11 protein-coding genes and 1 pseudogene are annotated in these 15199 nt (G+C 70.5%); all 12 read right to left on the bottom strand.

Annotated features, from left to right (window positions below; genetic code table 11):
- Positions 1-162: 162 nt before the first annotated feature.
- The 12 genes and pseudogenes from fabI to EZH22_RS15690 all read right to left on the bottom strand — a co-directional run bounded on the left by fabI (position 163) and on the right by EZH22_RS15690 (position 15188).
- Positions 163-969, bottom strand: coding sequence for an enoyl-ACP reductase FabI (gene fabI, locus EZH22_RS15745; RefSeq protein WP_231710991.1), 807 nt, complete (start codon positions 967-969; stop codon positions 163-165).
- Positions 966-3251, bottom strand: coding sequence for a DUF3141 domain-containing protein (locus EZH22_RS15740; protein ID WP_203191502.1), 2286 nt, complete (start codon positions 3249-3251; stop codon positions 966-968). Before EZH22_RS15740 ends, fabI begins: the two co-directional genes overlap by 4 nt.
- Before the next feature lie 121 nt (positions 3252-3372).
- Positions 3373-4583, bottom strand: a pseudogene (locus EZH22_RS15735) (acetate/propionate family kinase).
- 2 nt (positions 4584-4585) lie between these two features.
- Positions 4586-5554: a phosphate acetyltransferase gene (locus tag EZH22_RS15730; protein WP_203191501.1), complete on the bottom strand. Its 969-nt coding sequence runs from the start codon at positions 5552-5554 to the stop codon at positions 4586-4588.
- 160 nt (positions 5555-5714) lie between these two features.
- On the bottom strand, positions 5715-7442 hold the full coding sequence (locus EZH22_RS15725; RefSeq protein ID WP_231710990.1) for a SulP family inorganic anion transporter: 1728 nt from the start codon (positions 7440-7442) through the stop codon (positions 5715-5717).
- Positions 7443-7756: 314 nt separating this feature from the next.
- Entirely contained in the window at positions 7757-8815 is a 1059-nt protein-coding gene (locus EZH22_RS15720) for an HAD family hydrolase (protein ID WP_203191500.1), read from the bottom strand.
- Positions 8816-8927: 112 nt separating this feature from the next.
- On the bottom strand, positions 8928-9884 hold the full coding sequence (locus tag EZH22_RS15715) for a cupin domain-containing protein (RefSeq protein WP_203191499.1): 957 nt from the start codon (positions 9882-9884) through the stop codon (positions 8928-8930).
- Positions 9881-11185 carry a Zn-dependent hydrolase gene (locus EZH22_RS15710; protein ID WP_203191498.1) on the bottom strand — a complete coding sequence of 435 codons (1305 nt, stop codon included), beginning with the start codon at positions 11183-11185 and terminating at the stop codon, positions 9881-9883. Before EZH22_RS15710 ends, EZH22_RS15715 begins: the two co-directional genes overlap by 4 nt.
- 156 nt (positions 11186-11341) lie before the next feature.
- Complete coding sequence (locus EZH22_RS15705; RefSeq protein WP_203191497.1) at positions 11342-12247, bottom strand: alpha/beta fold hydrolase; 906 nt, start codon at positions 12245-12247, stop codon at positions 11342-11344.
- A 175-nt stretch (positions 12248-12422) separates the two neighbouring features.
- Positions 12423-13556 (bottom strand): pyridoxal phosphate-dependent aminotransferase, encoded by a 1134-nt coding sequence (locus EZH22_RS15700; RefSeq protein WP_203191496.1) that lies wholly within the window; start codon positions 13554-13556, stop codon positions 12423-12425.
- Between the two features lie 68 nt (positions 13557-13624).
- Positions 13625-14404, bottom strand: a complete 780-nt coding sequence (locus EZH22_RS15695; RefSeq protein ID WP_203191495.1) for an SDR family oxidoreductase — start codon at positions 14402-14404, stop codon at positions 13625-13627.
- Positions 14405-14474: 70 nt separating this feature from the next.
- The gene (locus EZH22_RS15690; RefSeq protein WP_231710989.1) at positions 14475-15188 is read right to left on the bottom strand and encodes a GntR family transcriptional regulator; all 714 of its coding nucleotides are present in this window, start codon (positions 15186-15188) and stop codon (positions 14475-14477) included.
- Positions 15189-15199 lie beyond the last annotated feature (11 nt).

The raw sequence follows: 15199 nt of genomic DNA, 5'->3' as shown, positions 1-15199 counted from the left end.
TCTCCGCCCGCAAGCAATCGCCCCGGCGCGCGAAACTCTTTTTACTTTAACGGCGAAGTGTGCCGCGCCTGATGGTACGGATTTACTTTTGCCGAAGTCGAATCTAGCTTAGCCTCAATTGCCCCGCTTGTGAAAGCACCGCCCGCCGCCGGGACGTCCGCCTCACGCCATGATCGAGAGGCCCCCGTCCACATAGACGGTCATCCCGGTGAGGCGCCGGGCGAAGGGGGTGGCGAGGAAGGCGGTGGTGAGGCCCACGTCGTCGATGTCCACCAGTTCGCCGATGGGCGCGCGCTGGGTGGCTTCCGACAGCAGCACGTCGAAGTCCTTCAGTCCGGAGGCCGCGCGGGTCTTCAGCGGGCCGGGCGAGACGGCATGGACGCGGATGTCCTTCGGCCCGAGCTCGTAGGCGAGGTAGCGCACGGCGCTTTCCAGCGCCGCCTTCACCGGACCCATGAGGTTGTAGTTGGGCACCACCTTGTCGGCGCCGTGATAGCTCATGGCCATCAGCGTCCCGCCCGACCCCATCAGCGGCTCGGCGAGGCGCGCCATGCGGATGAAGGAGTGGCAGGAGATGTCCATGGCCAGCTTGAACCCCTCGGCGGAGGAATCCACCAGCCGGCCCTGCAGGTCCTCCTTCGGCGCGAAGGCGATGGAGTGCAGCGCCACGTCGAGGCCGCCCCACTCCTTTTCGATGCGGGCGAAGACGGCGTCCAGCTCGCCCTCCCGGCTCACGTCGCAGGGAGCGAAGATGCCGGCGCCGAGCGCCTCGGCGAGCGGCTCCACATGGGGCCTCGCCTTCTCGTTGAGATAGGTCACCGCCAGCTCGGCCCCGAGCCGGCGCATGATGCGGGCGCAGCCATAAGCGATGGAGTGTTCATTAGCGATGCCCAGCACCAAAGCGCGCTTGCCCTTCAGCGCGGAGCCGAGGAGGTCCATCTCGGCTCCGGTCATGGCCTGGCTGGTCATGCGCCCTGCCCCGCCACATAAGAGGGAAACGGTATCACGCGGCCGTCCGGCGACGACTGGGTCGCCCCGGCGATCAGGCCGCGCACCTCGCCGACGAAGGCGGTGATGTCCGGGCCGAACGCGATGTGCGCCATCAGCCGGTCCACCAGGGCGAGGAAGCGCGAGCGTTCCTGCGGCGTCTTCAGCAGAAGTGGCAGGGTGGCGAAGGCCTCGTCCGGCGCGCGGTCGACGATGATCGCCTGCCGCCGGATCACCGCCTGCGCCGCGTCCGCCGGCAGGGCGAGAAGCCCCACCTCGTGGCCCACCAGCTCGCGGATCTGCTTCAGGGTGGAGAGCCGGCGCTGGCCGCCGCCGCGCTTCTGGGCGAGCAGCGCCACCCGCACCGCGGCCTCGGTGAAACCGCCCGCGCGGATCGAGGCGAGCGCCGCCGCCACTTCCGCCGGCGCCTGCTCGACGATGGCGGGGGTGGACGGGGCGGTAAGGTCCGGGTCGGCCATGGCGAGGGTGCCGTAGAGGCGGAAGAACTCCGTCTCCACCGTGGCGTCGCGCAATTGCCGGTAGAGGTCCCACCCGGCGGTGATCGCCTTGGCGCCGAACTGCTCGGCCGCCACCAGCGGCCCGTTCTCGTTGCGCGGGGTGCGCTGGCTGCGGGCGAAATCGGCGATGGGCGCGAGGTGGAGCAGGAAGGGATTGAGGTCCGACAGGCCCCAGCGCGCCGCCCGCAGCGGATGCACCGCGCGCAGGCCGCGCCCCATTTCCGGCGTCACCACCGCCGACAGCAGCGGATGCACCAGGCTCTCGTAGGCCTGCGAGACGGTCTGCGAGACGTTGGCCACCACCTCGAACGGGATCTCGTCCCGCCGATCGTATTTCTGCAGCGCGGCAAGGTCCTCCACGCGCCACTCGGTGAGGGTGACGTCGTACTTCACCTCGCCGCCGGAGTGGTCCTCCTCGATGGTCATGCCGTAGAGGCCGGGGGGCAGCGCCTCCACGTATTCGAGGAGGTCGACGATCTGCGAATGCTCGCGCCGCGCGATGGCGCCGGAGACGAAGATGCCGAGATGGCCGACGCTGTCGTGCATCAGGCCCACCACCACCTGCCCGGCATCCTTCAGCGCCTGGGTGGTGGGGTAGATGTCCGCCACCCAGTTGATGGCCTGCTGCGGCGGGGTGATGTTGTCGCCCAGCGAGGCGAAGACGATGATCGGCGCGTGGACCGCCTTCAGGTCAAAGGTCTTGCCCGGCGCCCATTCCGCGTGGCCGCTGGCGAGCTTGTTGCCGACGAACAGGTTCTCCACGATCCACTTGATCTCGGCCCGGTTCATCAGGAAGTAGCCGCCCCACCAGCGCTCGAACTCGAGGAAGCGGTCGGGCTCGCTGTCGATGCGGGAATACAGGTTGTAATACTTGCTGAAAAAGGTGTTGCCGGGGTTCAGGTACTCGAAATTGTCCACCAGGTAGGCGCCGTCGAACACCCCGCCACCGAGGTCGGAGGCGAGCAGCGCGGTCCACGAGCCGCCGAGCACGCCGCCGGCATAGCGCATGGGGTTCTCGGCGTCGTTGCCGGCCCAGTAGGACATGGGCGCGCCGTTCATCACGATGGAACCCACGTTGTCCGGGTCGAGGGCCGCCACCAGCATGGCCGCCCAGCCGCCCTGGCAGTTGCCCATCACCACCGGCTTGCCGCGGGTGGGATGGCGCTCGCGCACGATGCGCAGGAAGTCCGCCTCGGCCAGCGACACGTCGGCCAGCGTCTGCCCCGGCACCGGATCGGGGAAGAAGATGACCATGTAGACCGCATGCCCCGCCTTGAGCGCGAAGCCGACCTCCGAATCCTTCTTGAACCCGCCGATCCCCGGCCCGTGGCCGGCGCGCGGATCGATGATGAGGAAGGGCCGCTTGTCCGGGTCCAGGGTCACCCCGTCCGGCGGCGTGATCTGCACCAGGGCGTAGTTGGCCGGCCGGGCGAAGGTGCGCGCGTCGGCGATGATCTCGTAGTTAAAGGCGAGCAGCGGCGGCTTGCCGGCCTTCTCGTGGGCGATCCAGTTGTTGCCGCGCTGGCGCAGGGTGTCCCAGAAGATGAGGTTGCGCTGGGCGGCGTCGGACCAGTAGGAGACGGCGTCGCGCCAGGCGGCGGCGGGCTCCTGCGGGCGGGCGGCGGCGGCGAAGGTGCCGGCGGCGCCGCGCATGGCCTCCCCGTAGGCGGAAACGGCCTCGCCGAGGCGCAGCCGGTAGATTTCCGCGACCCGGCCGTAGACCTTCATCATGTCCAACGGGTGCATGGCTTGCTCCTTCGGGCGCCTTGGCTCGGCATGAACCGGCGAAACCGCTCCGGCTGGTTGGCCTGACCTGCCTTCCTCAGGCGGAACGGGGCCCGCTCCGCTCGAAGGCGCGTGCTTTCCTCTAGTCCGCTCCGGCCGCCTGCCGGTCCTGCGCCAGCACCGCCCGCATCTCGCGGACGATGGTCCATTCCTCGTCGGTGGGGATGACAAAGGCCTGCGGGCCGCTGCCACGGGTGATGCGGGTTGCCCCCGCGCGGTTGGCCTCCGGGTCCAGCTCGAAGCCGGCCCAGCGCACCGCCTCCAGCACCTCGGCGCGGGTGGCGGGGTCGTTCTCGCCGATGCCGGCGGTGAAGACCAAAGCGTCGATGCCGCCCAGCCCCGCCACCAGCGAGCCGAACTCCCGGTTGATGCGGTAGACGAAAAGGTCGATGGCGCGCTGCGCCCCCGGCTCCGCCTCCGCCTTCTCGCGCAGCTCGCGCATGTCGTTGGAGATGCCGGAGACGCCGAGCAGGCCGCACTTGGTGTAGAGGAAGTGCTCGGCCTCGGCCGCGCTCATGCCCAGCTCGCGCTGGAGGTAGAACACCACGCCCGGGTCGATGGTGCCGCAGCGCGTGCCCATCACCAGGCCGTCGATGGCCGAGAAGCCCATGGTGGTGACGACGCTGCGCGCGGCCTCGTAGCCGCACAGGCTGGCCCCGGAGCCGAGGTGCGCCGCCACCACCTTGCCGTGGGCGAGGCGCGCGTCCACATGCGGGAACTGGGTGGCGAGGTAGGCGTAGGACAGGCCGTGGAAGCCGTAGCGCTTCACCCCCGCATCGGTCAGCGACTGGGGGATGGCGAAGAGCTGGGCGATCTCGGGCTGGGTGCGGTGGAAGGCGGTATCGAAGGCCGCCACCTGCGGCAGGCCCGGCACCCGCCGGGCGATGATGCGGATGGGCTCCAGGCTGCGCGGCTGGTGCAGCGGCGCCAGCGGGGAAAGCCTGTCCAGCTCGGTGATGATCTCCGGCGTCAGGCGCACCGCATGGGTATAGTTCGGCCCGCCATGCACCACCCGGTGGCCCACCGCCGCCAGCTGGTGGCCGCCGCGATGGGCGCCGAGCCAGTCGGACAGGTGCGCCAGCGCCTCCTCGAAGCCGAAGGCGCCGTCGTCCGCCCAGCGCGCCTCGCCGGCGACCGCGCCGTCGTGATCCTTCACCTTGAAGTGGGGATTGGTGCCCAGCCCTCGAACAGGCCGCGATAGAGGCGGTTGGGCACGTCCGCCCCGTCATCCAGGAACACCTGGAACTTGAGGGAGGAGGAGCCGGCGTTGAGGACGAGATGGACCTTGGCCATGCTCAGACCTCCACCGCTTTCGCCGCCGCCCGCTGGGCGTCGGCGAGCAGCGAGGCAACGGCGCAGGAGGCGAGCCGCGTGGTCTTGGAATCCGCCCGGCTGGTGAGGATGATCGGCACCCGTGCCCCGACCACGATGCCGGCCGCATCCGCGCCGGCGAGGAAGGTGAGGCTTTTGGCCAGCATGTTGCCGGCCTCCAGGTCCGGCACCACCAGGATGTTGGCGCGGCCGGCCACGGGCGAGCGGATGTGCTTGATGGCGGCGGAGCCGAGGTCGATGGCGTTGTCGAGGGCGAGCGGCCCGTCGACGATGCCGCCGGTGATCTGGCCGCGATCGGCCATCTTGCACAGGGCCGCCGCCTCGATGGTGGAGGGAACCGACGGGTTCACCGTCTCCATGGCCGAGAGGATGGCCACACGCGGCTCCTCGAACTTCAGCGCGTGGGCCAAGTCGATGGCGTTCTGGACGATGTGGCACTTGTCTTCCAGCGACGGGGCGATGTTGATCGCGGCGTCGGTGATGATCAGCGCCTCGGGATGCGACGGCACGTCCATGACGAAACAGTGGCTGATGCGGCGGGCGGTGCGCAGGCCGGTGTCGCGCGCCACCACGGCGCTCATGAGCTCGTCCGTATGCAGGGCCCCCTTCATCAAGGCGTCCGCCTCGCCGCAGCGCACCAGCGCCACCGCCTTCTCGGCGGCATCGTGGCTGTGGGCGGCGTTCACCTGCCGCACCGCGGAGATGTCGAGCTTCGCCGCGGCGGCCGCGGTGGCGATCTTGGCCGGGGGGCCGACAAGGATGGGCTCGATGAGGCCCAGCTCCGCCGCTTCCAGCGCCGCGCCCAGGGAAGCGGCATCGCACGGATGCACGACGGCCACGCGCAGCCTCGGCAGGCTCTGGGCCGCGGCGATCAGGCGGTCGTATTTGTCGTGGCGGGGTTGCTCGGGCCGGGCGGCAATCGAGGCGGGCATCAAGGCTCCTGTCGTCCAGCCGGATGATGGCCCCGCACAGGGCGCCCCACGCCGGAATTGAAGATGAAATCCGCGACCAGGGTATGCTTATCCGGCTTTCATCTTACTCCTATGGCTGCGAGAAGCTCTCGTCTTCCATGACGCAAATCAATCCCCAAAATCATGACGCTTTCGTATCAGCCCCATCCGGCCCCTCGGCAGGGGGCGAAACCGGCTCGGCCAGCCCCTTCACTGCGTGCCGCAGGGTGGGGTAGATCTGGAAGGCGTCCGGATTGAACCCGCGCTGCGTCATCCAGTTGCGCCACTCCGTCTGGCGGCCGGCGCCCACGAGGCGGGTGCCGCGCCGGTCAAGGAGGACCGCCAGCTCCTTCAGGGCGAACAGCCCGGTCACGTCCACCTCGGTTACCGGCAGAAGGTCGAGGATGACGGCTGAGGGCGGCGGCGTGCCGCGGGTGGCGTCGAGCAGGGCATGGCGGAAGTGCCCGGCATTGAAGAAGACCAGCGGGCCGTTGAAGCGGAAGATGACGAGGCCCTCCGGCGCGGTGGCACTCTGGTGCCGCGACAAAGCGTGGAAGCCCGGCATGCCGGCGACCCGGCCGAGGACTTCCACCCGGGGCCGCGCGGTGAGGCGCACGAAGCGCAGCAGCGCCAGCACCACGGCGACGAGGATGCCCTGCGTTGCCCCCAGCCCCATCACGCCCAGCGTCGCCAGAATGGAGATGGCCGCCTCGGTCCGGTCGGCCCGCCAGATGAGGCGCAGGGTGGAGAGGTCCACGAGGGAGAGGCCGGCCATCACCAGCACCGCCCCCAGCGCCGCCGTGGGCACGTAGCGGAGCGGCGCGGTGAGGAAGACCAGCACCAGCGCCACCGCCAGCGCCGCGAACAGGGCGGTCGCATGGGTGCGCCCGCCGGCCGCGTCCGCCATGGCGGTGCGCGAATCCGCCCCGCTGACGGCGAAGCCGTGGGTCAGGGCCGAGACCACGTTGGCGGCCCCCAGCGCGGCGAAATCCTTGTCCGGATCCACTTCGTAGCCGTTCTTCGAGGCGAAGGAGCGCGAGGTGAGCATCATGCTGGTGAAGCTCACCAGGGCAAGGCCCCCCGCCGCCGGCAGCAGCCCCAGCAGGGCGTCGGGATCGAGATGGACGGCGCTGATGCCGGGCAGGCCCGCCGGCACGATCCCCAGGGTCTTCACCCCCTTGAGGTCCAGCCCGAGCAGGAACACCGCCAGCGCGCATCCGCCCATGGCGAGGACCGCGGCCGGAAAGGCGGGCAGCCAGCGCCCGCCCGCCAGCATCAGGCCGAACGCCCCGAGCGCCACCAGCAGGGTCGGCGGATGCGCCTCGCCGAGGCGCAAAGCGAGGTCGAGGACGGCGCGCACCGGGTGGGCGCCATGGGCCTCGATGGCGGTGATCTTGCCGAGCTGGCCGAGGATGATGGTGATGGCGATGCCGTTCAGGAACCCCACCAGGATCGGCTTCGACAGGAAGTCCGCCATCACGCCGAGGCGGAGGAAGCGGGCGAGGATGCAGATGAGGCCGGTGAGCAGCGCCAGCTGGGCGGAGAGTGCCGCATAGGCGCTGGCATCCCCCGCCGCCAGCGGCGCCACGGCCGAGGCGATGACCGCGCAGGTCGCCGCATCCGGCCCCAGCACGAGCTGGCGCGAGGAGCCGAAGACGGCATAGGCCAGCAGCGGGAAAACGCAGGAATAAAGCCCCACCTCCGGCCGGAAGCCCGCCAGCTCGGAATAGGCGATGCCCACCGGGATGGCGACCGCCGCCACCGCGAGCCCGGCCCTGAGGTCGGGGCCCAGATCGACCCGCCGATAGGCGAGGAGGGCCGCAAGGCCGGGCGCCCACCGCCCCATGATGCGCGCCCATTCGTCCCGCACGGTGGTCTCCCCGCCTCGCCGGCGCACGCGGCACAGGGCCCGCGCGGCAGGGGCGCACGCGCAAGCAGGGTCTCGCGCCGGCGCGTCCTTGGATACGAGGTTTTAGACGAGGAGCGGCCGGGCGCATAGCGCCGGCCCGGCTTTGAAAAAACCCGGCCGGGCCGCCATTGCGGGGGATAGGCGGCCCGGCCGGCGCGGCCCGGGAGGTCTCGTGCAGCGCGGGGGCATATTTCACCGGTCCGGCCGCCCCCCGCATCCCCCAAACGCAGGACGGGGGCGGTCTTTCATGCGGCAATCGGTGCTGCGGCGGCCGGCTACCGCGCCGGCGGCTCGAAGGCGAAGACGCGCCTCCAGTCGTCCTTCATGCTGATGACGTGCCAGCCTTTGGCCTTCGCCTCGTCATAAAGGCCCTGGGTGAAGGTCCCCACCTCCGAGGCGGGCAGCCCGAGGGCGGGGCCGTAGGCGAACTCGCGCACCGCGTCGTCGTGGAGCACCAGCATGGCCAGCCGCGCGCCGGTGCCGGCCCTGGCATATTCCAGCATCTGGCGGTCGCCGGTGGAATTGCCGAACGCGGCCTGGGGCCGCTTGCCGATGACCAGGTGGATGCCCTCCGGCTTGCCGCCGAAGATGTCCTCCAGCAGCAGGCTGGGCTCCAGCGTCAGCACCGGGCTGCCGGAGGCGTCGTAGCCGAAATTCACCGCATCCGCCGTGCCCACCACCTGCTCGGGCGGGATGCCGTAGACCTGCTCGGAATAGGTGCGCACGAAGTCCTGGCCGCCGCCGGTGACGATGTAGGTGCGGAAGCCGTTGGCCCTGAAATAGGCCAGCACCTCCTTCATGGGCGCGTAGGCGAGCGCGGTGCGCGGGCGGTTGAGGACCGGGTTCTTCGACGTGGCGATCCAGCGCGCCACCTCGGCGCGGAACTGGTCCACCGGCAGGCCGGTCATGGCCATGAGCACGATCTGCTTGAGCTGCTCGTAGGACATCCGGCCCATCGCCGCCTCGTCGCCGGCGATGGCGGTGCGGAAGGGCTCCTCCACATGCAGGCCCGGATTGCCCCCGGCGAGGTCGTGCACCCGGCTCGCGGCGAAGGCCACCTCGGTGTAGACCGGCTTCTCCACCCAGAGCGTGCCGTCCTGGTCGAAAGTGGCGATGCGGTCGGAGGGCGGCACGAAGTCCGGCCCCGCCGGATCGGTGGTGGCCCTGACGAAGGCGAGGATGGCGGCCTTGCGCGGCCCCTCGTTCCACGAAGGCAGCGGATCCGCCACCTGTCCCGCCGCCAGCGCGAGGGACCCTGCCGACGCCGCCAGGGCAAGGGCGCAGGCGAACATCAGATGCCGGATCGGTCCGGCCAAGCGTGACACAGGCAGCATTCCCGCCCCTTGGAAAGCGTACGAAGATGGCGCGCGGTGCCCGCCGCGTTCCATTCTGCCTGATTCTGCGCCAGCTCCGCGACGTGCCGGAAGGACAGGCCGGCGCGCCGGCTCACGCCAGGAAGGAAAAGCCCATGGTGCGGGCGTGGTAGTGCAGCCCGCCGTCCTGCACGATGAGGAACAGCGCCCGTTCCCCGCCCCCATTGTGGTGGGAATGGGGGGCGCCGGGCGGCGTCACCAGCGTCGCCCACGGCGACCAGGGGCAGCGCGCGCCGTCCACGAGGGAATGGCAGCCCTCCCCCTGCACCACCAGGGTGATGGCCGCCGAATTGTGCCGGTGCGCCCGCTGGTGCTCGCCCGCCGGCAGCGTGTTCAGCGACAGGGTCAGGCTGGGCAGGATGTTGCGCGCCGCCGCCTGGGTGTCGCAGGAGAAGATCAGCGCGATACCGGAGGTCTCGGCGTTCTGCGCGTGGTCGTAGATGATCTCCACCTGCCGGGCGATCTCGGCGGCGGGATAATGCACCGGCGCCACCGGGCGGTGCGCGGCGTCGGGCGGCAGGTCGCCGTCGAGGGCGAGCTGCGGCTCGTTGGTGACCACCCACAGCACCACCCGGCCGGCGCCGGCGCGGATCTCCGCCGGCGCGCCGGGCAGCAGCAACACGTCGCCCGGGCCGAAGGCGAGGCGCTCGCCGGCGCAATCGGCCTGCCCCGCCCCGGCGATGACGTACCAGATGGAGCCGGTGGCGCAAAAATCCACCGCCAGCCGCCCGCCCGGCGCCACCACCGCGTAGCGGGCGAGCATCAGCGGGGTCGTGGCGGGGAAGGCGCAGCCGAGGGCCGCCGACTGGTCGCAGGCGATGAAGCCGGTGGACGCATCGGCCAACAGCGCCCGCGCCGGCTCAGCCGTGAACAGGCCGCCCGGCACCGGCGGCAGCTTGATGTTGAAGGCGTTGCCGGAATTGAAGAACCGCGCCCGCGCCTCGGCCGCGGAGGCCGGGGCGGCGGCGAGCTGGGCCGGCAGGTCGGCCATGTCGGGCTTTGCGAAGGCTTTGGCGGCGGCGTTGCTCATGGTGCGAGCTCCTGGGCGGCAAGGTCCTGGGCGGCAAGGTCCAGCGTGGCGAGGTCCTGGGCGGCGAGGAGCCCGGCGAGCGCGTCGGCCAGCACCTGGGTGCCGGCGGCGAGGTGGGCGGGCTCGGCATGTTCGTTCTCGGCGTGGGAGACGCCGTCGCGGCAGGGAATGAAGATCATGGCGCTCGGGCACACCTTGGCCAGATGGCGCGCATCGTGCCCGGCGGCCGACAGGATGGGCATGGACGCCACGCCGCGCCGGGTGGCGGCGGCGGCGATGCGGGCCATCAGGCCGGCATCGAAATCGTTGGGCGGCGCGTCCACGAGGCGGGTGAGGGTGAGGCCGCAGGGCGCCGCCTCGGCGGCGCAGATGGCCTCGAAGCGCTCCCCGAGACGGTCGAGGTCGGCGCCGCGCGGGTGCCGCAGGTCGACGCGGAAGGTGACGCGCGCCGGCACCACCGAGGGGGCGTTGGGCTCCACCATCAGCCGGCCGATGGTGAACATCACGGCCCCGTCATGCCCGCCGATCTCGGGATAGAGCCGGTGCGCCATGCGGGTGAAGGCGGCCAGCGCATCGCGCCGCTCCGCCATGGGCAGGGTACCGGCATGGCCCGGCGTGCCCTCCAGCACCACCTCCCAGGTCTTCTTGCCCTGGATGCCGGTGACCACGCCGACGACCCTGCCGGCCGCTTCCAGCAGCGGCCCCTGCTCGATGTGCAGTTCGAGATAGGCCGCGGCCGGAAAGCCCGGCGGCCGGGGCGCCAGCTCGGGGAAGGCGGCGTGGAGCGCGTCGAGGGCAGAGGCGACGCTCACGCCCCGCGCGTCCTTCACCGCGCGGATGTCGTCGAGGCCGCGCACGCCGGCAAAGACCTCCGAGCCCATCATGCCGGGGGCGAAGCGCGAGCCCTCCTCGTTCATCCAGGCTACCACCGCCAGGTCGCGCCGGCGCGGCAGGCCCGCGGCCTTCAGGGTCACGGCCGCCTCGAAAGCGGCCAGCACGCCGGCGGCGCCGTCATATTTTCCGCCGGTGGGCTGGGTGTCGAGGTGGCTGCCGGCGATCACCGGCGGGAGGGTCCGGTCCGCCCCCGGAAGGGTCAGGAACAGGTTGCCGGCGGCATCGCAGGACGGCTCCAGCCCCTCCGACTCCGCCCAGCCGACGACGAGCCGCCAGGCGTCGATCTCGCCCTCGCTCAGCGCCTGCCGGTCGACGCCGCCCCCGGACAGGGCGCCGATCTCCGCCAGCGCCATGAGCCGGCGCCAGAGGCGATCGGGATCGATGCGGGGCAGGTGTGTGTCAACCATGGGAACATGCGCCTTCTTCTCGCACCACCGTCACGCCCCGCCATTTGCCCGGCCGTGTGCCGGGCATCCCCACCGTGCCGCTGGCGCAACGTTCGGCACATCGCGTGCGGACCCGCCGCATGCATGCATCATGCCCCGGCGCGCGGCCATCGTTCCTCATGCGGTGCGCATGATCTGGCCGGGACTGGCGCGCGGGTCGCGCGGCAGCCACTTTCCGGCCTCCACCTGGGCGATGAACTCGGCGAGCTGGGCGTTGAACAGGGCCGGCTCCTCCAGGTTCAGCGTGTGCCCGGCCTTGGGGAACACCGAGAGGCCGCAGGCGGGGATGGTCTTCTTCAGGAAGATGCCGGGCTGCAGGCAGTGGTCGTCCTCGTCGCCCACCATGACGAGGGTGGGGACGGCCATCGCCTTCAGCTCCTCCTCCAGGTCCCAGAAGGACGGCCGGCGCGCCTGCACGCCGCGCATGGTGAGGGCCGCGCCGGTGTCCGAATGGGTGGCAAGGCGGTCGGCGAACTCGCGCCAGCCGCGCGGATCCTTGGTCTCGAACTGCACCCGGCTCGCGCCCAGCGCATAGATCCTGGAGAATTCCCGGGCGCCGATCTTCTCGAAATTCTCCGCCACCTGGAGCGAGACGCCGCGGAAATAGTCCTCGAACACCTTCTCGCAACCATACCCCGCGCCGGCGACGGTGAGCGAGAGGGCGCGCTCGGGGGTCCTCAGCCCGAAATGCACGGTGCAGAAGCCGCCCATGGAGAGGCCGACCACATGGGCCTTCTCGATGCCGAGGGCATCCAGCACCGCCACCGCGTCGTCCGCCGCGATGGCCTGGGAATAGGCCTCCACGTCGGTGGGGATGTCGGAGGGGGCGTAGCCGCGCGCGGCGTAGGTGATGCAGCGGTGGCGACGGGCGAAGAACCGCATCTGCGGCTCCCAGCTCGCATGGTTGCCGCCGAACTCGTGGATGAAGAGGATGGGCGTGCCCTGCCCCGCCTCCTCCACGTACAGGCGCACGCCATCCTTGGCGGCGACGGCGTGGGTGGCGGTGAGGTCGGCATAGGTCATGGCAATGGTCCTGAAGCTGTGACGAATTGGCGTTTGGCCTGCACTTTCGATTTCACTCGCATCGCCACCCCCCGGCTTGTCCGGGGATCCACGGAGCGGCCCGGTGGATGCCCCAGACAAGCCGGGGCATGACGGCTGAAAACCGGGGGGATGACGGTCCGCAATACACCCGACTTCAGAACTGGGCGGGCACGTCGTTCAGCGTGCGCGCCTCGGCCACCAGCGCCGGCAGAAGCTCGACGAAGCGGTCGGCCCAGTCCGGCGGCACCGAGGTGGACACCTTGATGAAGCGATCGCCGAAGCGGGCGGTGTGGTAGGTGCCCTGGCGGATCATGATGTCCTTGCGGCGGGCGGCCTCCACCAGTGCCTCGGGGCGGATGCCGGCGGCCTCAGTCTCGATGACCAGGAAGTTGCCGTGGGAGGGGTAGACCGGCAGGCTCAATCCCTCGATGGCCTGGGCGGCGACGCGGATCTTCTCCTTGTTGGCGCGGTCGATGGCGCGGACAGTGCCCATCCACTCGCCCTTCACCTTCAGCCCGGCCTGCGCCGCCCGCTGGGCGACGACGCTGGCGCCGAGCACCGAGGTGGCGCGCGCCGCGCATTCGTCCAAAAGCCCCGGCGCGCCCACCAGCGCGCCGATGCGCAGGCCGGCAAGCCCCAGCCACTTGGAGAAGGAGAGCGACACCAGCGCCCCCTCCGGCGCCGCCAGCAAGGCGGGATAATGCCCGTCGGCGAAATCGCGGTAGGTGCAGTCGTGCACCAGCAGCGCGCCGCAGTCGCGGGCGATGGCGCAGAACGCCTCGATCTCCTCGCGGGTGTAGCGGATACCGAGCGGGTTGTTGGGGTCCACGAGGTAGATGACGGCGGTGCGCTCATCCACGTGGGCCTTCAGCGCCTGCGGGGTGAGGCGGTAGTTCACCGCCGGATCGTAGATGGGGATCTCGATCACCTGCGCGCCCATCTGGGTGGCGAACAGGCACGGCCACTTCCAGGTCGGGTCGGTGGTGACGAAGGTGGTGCCCGGCCGGCAATACGCGCGGCAGACCAGGGCCAGGGCGTTGACGCCGCCCTCGGTCACCAGCGCCTCCGCCCCCGGCGTGCCGAGGTCGGCGACGATGGCGGCGCGCAGGGCCTCGAAGCCCATGGGCGGGGCATAGGCGTTGAACTCGTGGGCGCGGATGGAGGCGACCATGGCCTCCTCCACCGCCGGATGAGCGGGAATGTGGTTGGTGTTCTGCCCCAGCCACATGAGGCGGGGGTTGTTGAACAGCTCGTCGAAATAGCGATTGCGCAGCCGGGCAGCGGACATGAAGGGGTCCTTGGAAAAGGGGCGTCCTCCGGTGCCCGCGGGGCCGCGGGCGCCGGATGGAAAACGCGTCAGATGACCGAGCCGCGGGCAGAGATGCCGCCGTCGATGGTCACGTTCGTGCCGGTGATGTAGCCGGCGCGCGGCGAGGCGAGGAAGGCGACGAGGTCGGCCACTTCCTCGGCGGTGGCGGGGCGCTTGCCGGGATACTTCTCGAACAATTCCTCCCAGCGCTCTTCCGCGCCGAGCATGTCGATGGCCTTGCGCTTCATGATCTTCAGCATGCGATCGGTGGCCACCGGGCCGGGATTGACCCCCACCACGCGCACGCCCTCGTTCAGGCTCGCGCCGCCCAGCGCCTTGGTGAAGCTCATGAGCGCGGCATTGCCGGTGGAGCCGGCGATGTAGCTCGCGTCCCAGTTCTCGCCGGAATTGCCGATGACGTTGATGATGACCCCGTCCTTGCCGCGCATGCGCCCGTAATAGGCGCGCGACAGGGTGATGTAGCCGAAGACCTTCAGGTCGAAGCCCCGGCGCCAGGCGGCGTCGTCCACCACGTCCAGCGAGCCGGCGGGGATGTCGCCGGCATTGTTGACGAGGATGTCCACGTCGCCCGCGTCGGCCACCAGTTGCTCCATGGCCGCGGTCGAGGACAGGTCCACCGGATAGATGGCCACCGTCACGCCATGGGCCGCCTCCAGCTCCGCCTTGGCGCTCGCGAGGGCCTCGCCGTTGCGCGCGGCCAGATGCAGGTGGCAGCCTTCGGCGGCCAGCACGCGGGCCACCGCAAGGCCGATGCCCTTGGAGGCGCCGGTGATGAGGGCGGTCTTGTTCGTGAGGTCGAGGTTCAAGTTTGCATCTCCGGGGGTCGGATTAGATATACAAACTCATGCAATCTGCATACCAAGAACGCAAGCCCTCTCAGCCATAGGCGGCGAGGAAGTCCAGGAGGTCGTCGCCCAGGAGGTTCACGTGATCGCGCATGGCGGTCTGCGCCGCCTCGTCATCATGTGCGCGCATGGCGGCGATGACGGCGCCATGTTCCTTCAAGGTCTTGGAAATCCGGCTCGGGCGGTGGGTGACGCGGCGGCGATAGGCGGCCACCTGGTTGCGCAGGCGGCGGGTCTGGTCGGCGAGGAAGCCGTTGGCGGAGGCCTCGTAGACGGCTTCGTGGAAGTCCTGGTTCACATCATAGAACAGGTCGATGTCGCCGGTGGCGGCAACCTCTTCCAGACGCGCGTGAATCGCCTCGATCCGGGCGAGCTGGGCCGCGCTTGCGCGCCGCGCGGCGAGCCTTGCGCACAAGCCCTCCAGCTCCGCCATCACCTGGAACATCTCGATCAGCGCATGGGCGGAAATGCTGCGCACCACCGCCCCCTGGCGGCCGCGCAGCTCCACCAGGTGATTGGCCGCGAGCAGCCGGAACGCCTCGCGCACCGGGGTGCGCGAAACGCCGAACTTCACGGCGATCTCCTGCTCGTCCAGCCGGCTCCCGGGCTCCAGCGTGCCGGAGGCAATGGCGGCTTCCAGCTCGCGGCGGATGCGATCCGCGAGGGTCGCGCCGCCCGGCCCGCCGCGGCCATTCTGATCAATCGGCAGGCAGCTGCTGCCTCCTTGTGCACTGATATCGGCCATTTGCATTCCTA

Origin of the sequence: Xanthobacter dioxanivorans, assembly GCF_016807805.1 — a bacterium.
In the GTDB taxonomy this organism is placed as follows: domain Bacteria; phylum Pseudomonadota; class Alphaproteobacteria; order Rhizobiales; family Xanthobacteraceae; genus Xanthobacter; species Xanthobacter dioxanivorans.
This window is presented reverse-complemented; position numbering and strand designations above follow the sequence as displayed.

Excerpts from the sequence above, each read along its gene's own strand:
- fabI (WP_231710991.1), bottom strand. The coding sequence starts at position 969 with ATGACCAGCCAGGCCATGACCGGAGCCGAGATGGACCTCCTCGGCTCC.
- EZH22_RS15740 (WP_203191502.1), bottom strand. The coding sequence starts at position 3,251 with ATGCACCCGTTGGACATGATGAAGGTCTACGGCCGGGTCGCGGAAATC.
- EZH22_RS15730 (WP_203191501.1), bottom strand. The coding sequence starts at position 5,554 with ATGCCCGCCTCGATTGCCGCCCGGCCCGAGCAACCCCGCCACGACAAA.
- EZH22_RS15720 (WP_203191500.1), bottom strand. The coding sequence starts at position 8,815 with ATGCTGCCTGTGTCACGCTTGGCCGGACCGATCCGGCATCTGATGTTC.
- EZH22_RS15715 (WP_203191499.1), bottom strand. The coding sequence starts at position 9,884 with ATGAGCAACGCCGCCGCCAAAGCCTTCGCAAAGCCCGACATGGCCGAC.
- EZH22_RS15710 (WP_203191498.1), bottom strand. The coding sequence starts at position 11,185 with ATGGTTGACACACACCTGCCCCGCATCGATCCCGATCGCCTCTGGCGC.
- EZH22_RS15705 (WP_203191497.1), bottom strand. The coding sequence starts at position 12,247 with ATGACCTATGCCGACCTCACCGCCACCCACGCCGTCGCCGCCAAGGAT.
- EZH22_RS15700 (WP_203191496.1), bottom strand. The coding sequence starts at position 13,556 with ATGTCCGCTGCCCGGCTGCGCAATCGCTATTTCGACGAGCTGTTCAAC.
- EZH22_RS15690 (WP_231710989.1), bottom strand. The coding sequence starts at position 15,188 with ATGGCCGATATCAGTGCACAAGGAGGCAGCAGCTGCCTGCCGATTGAT.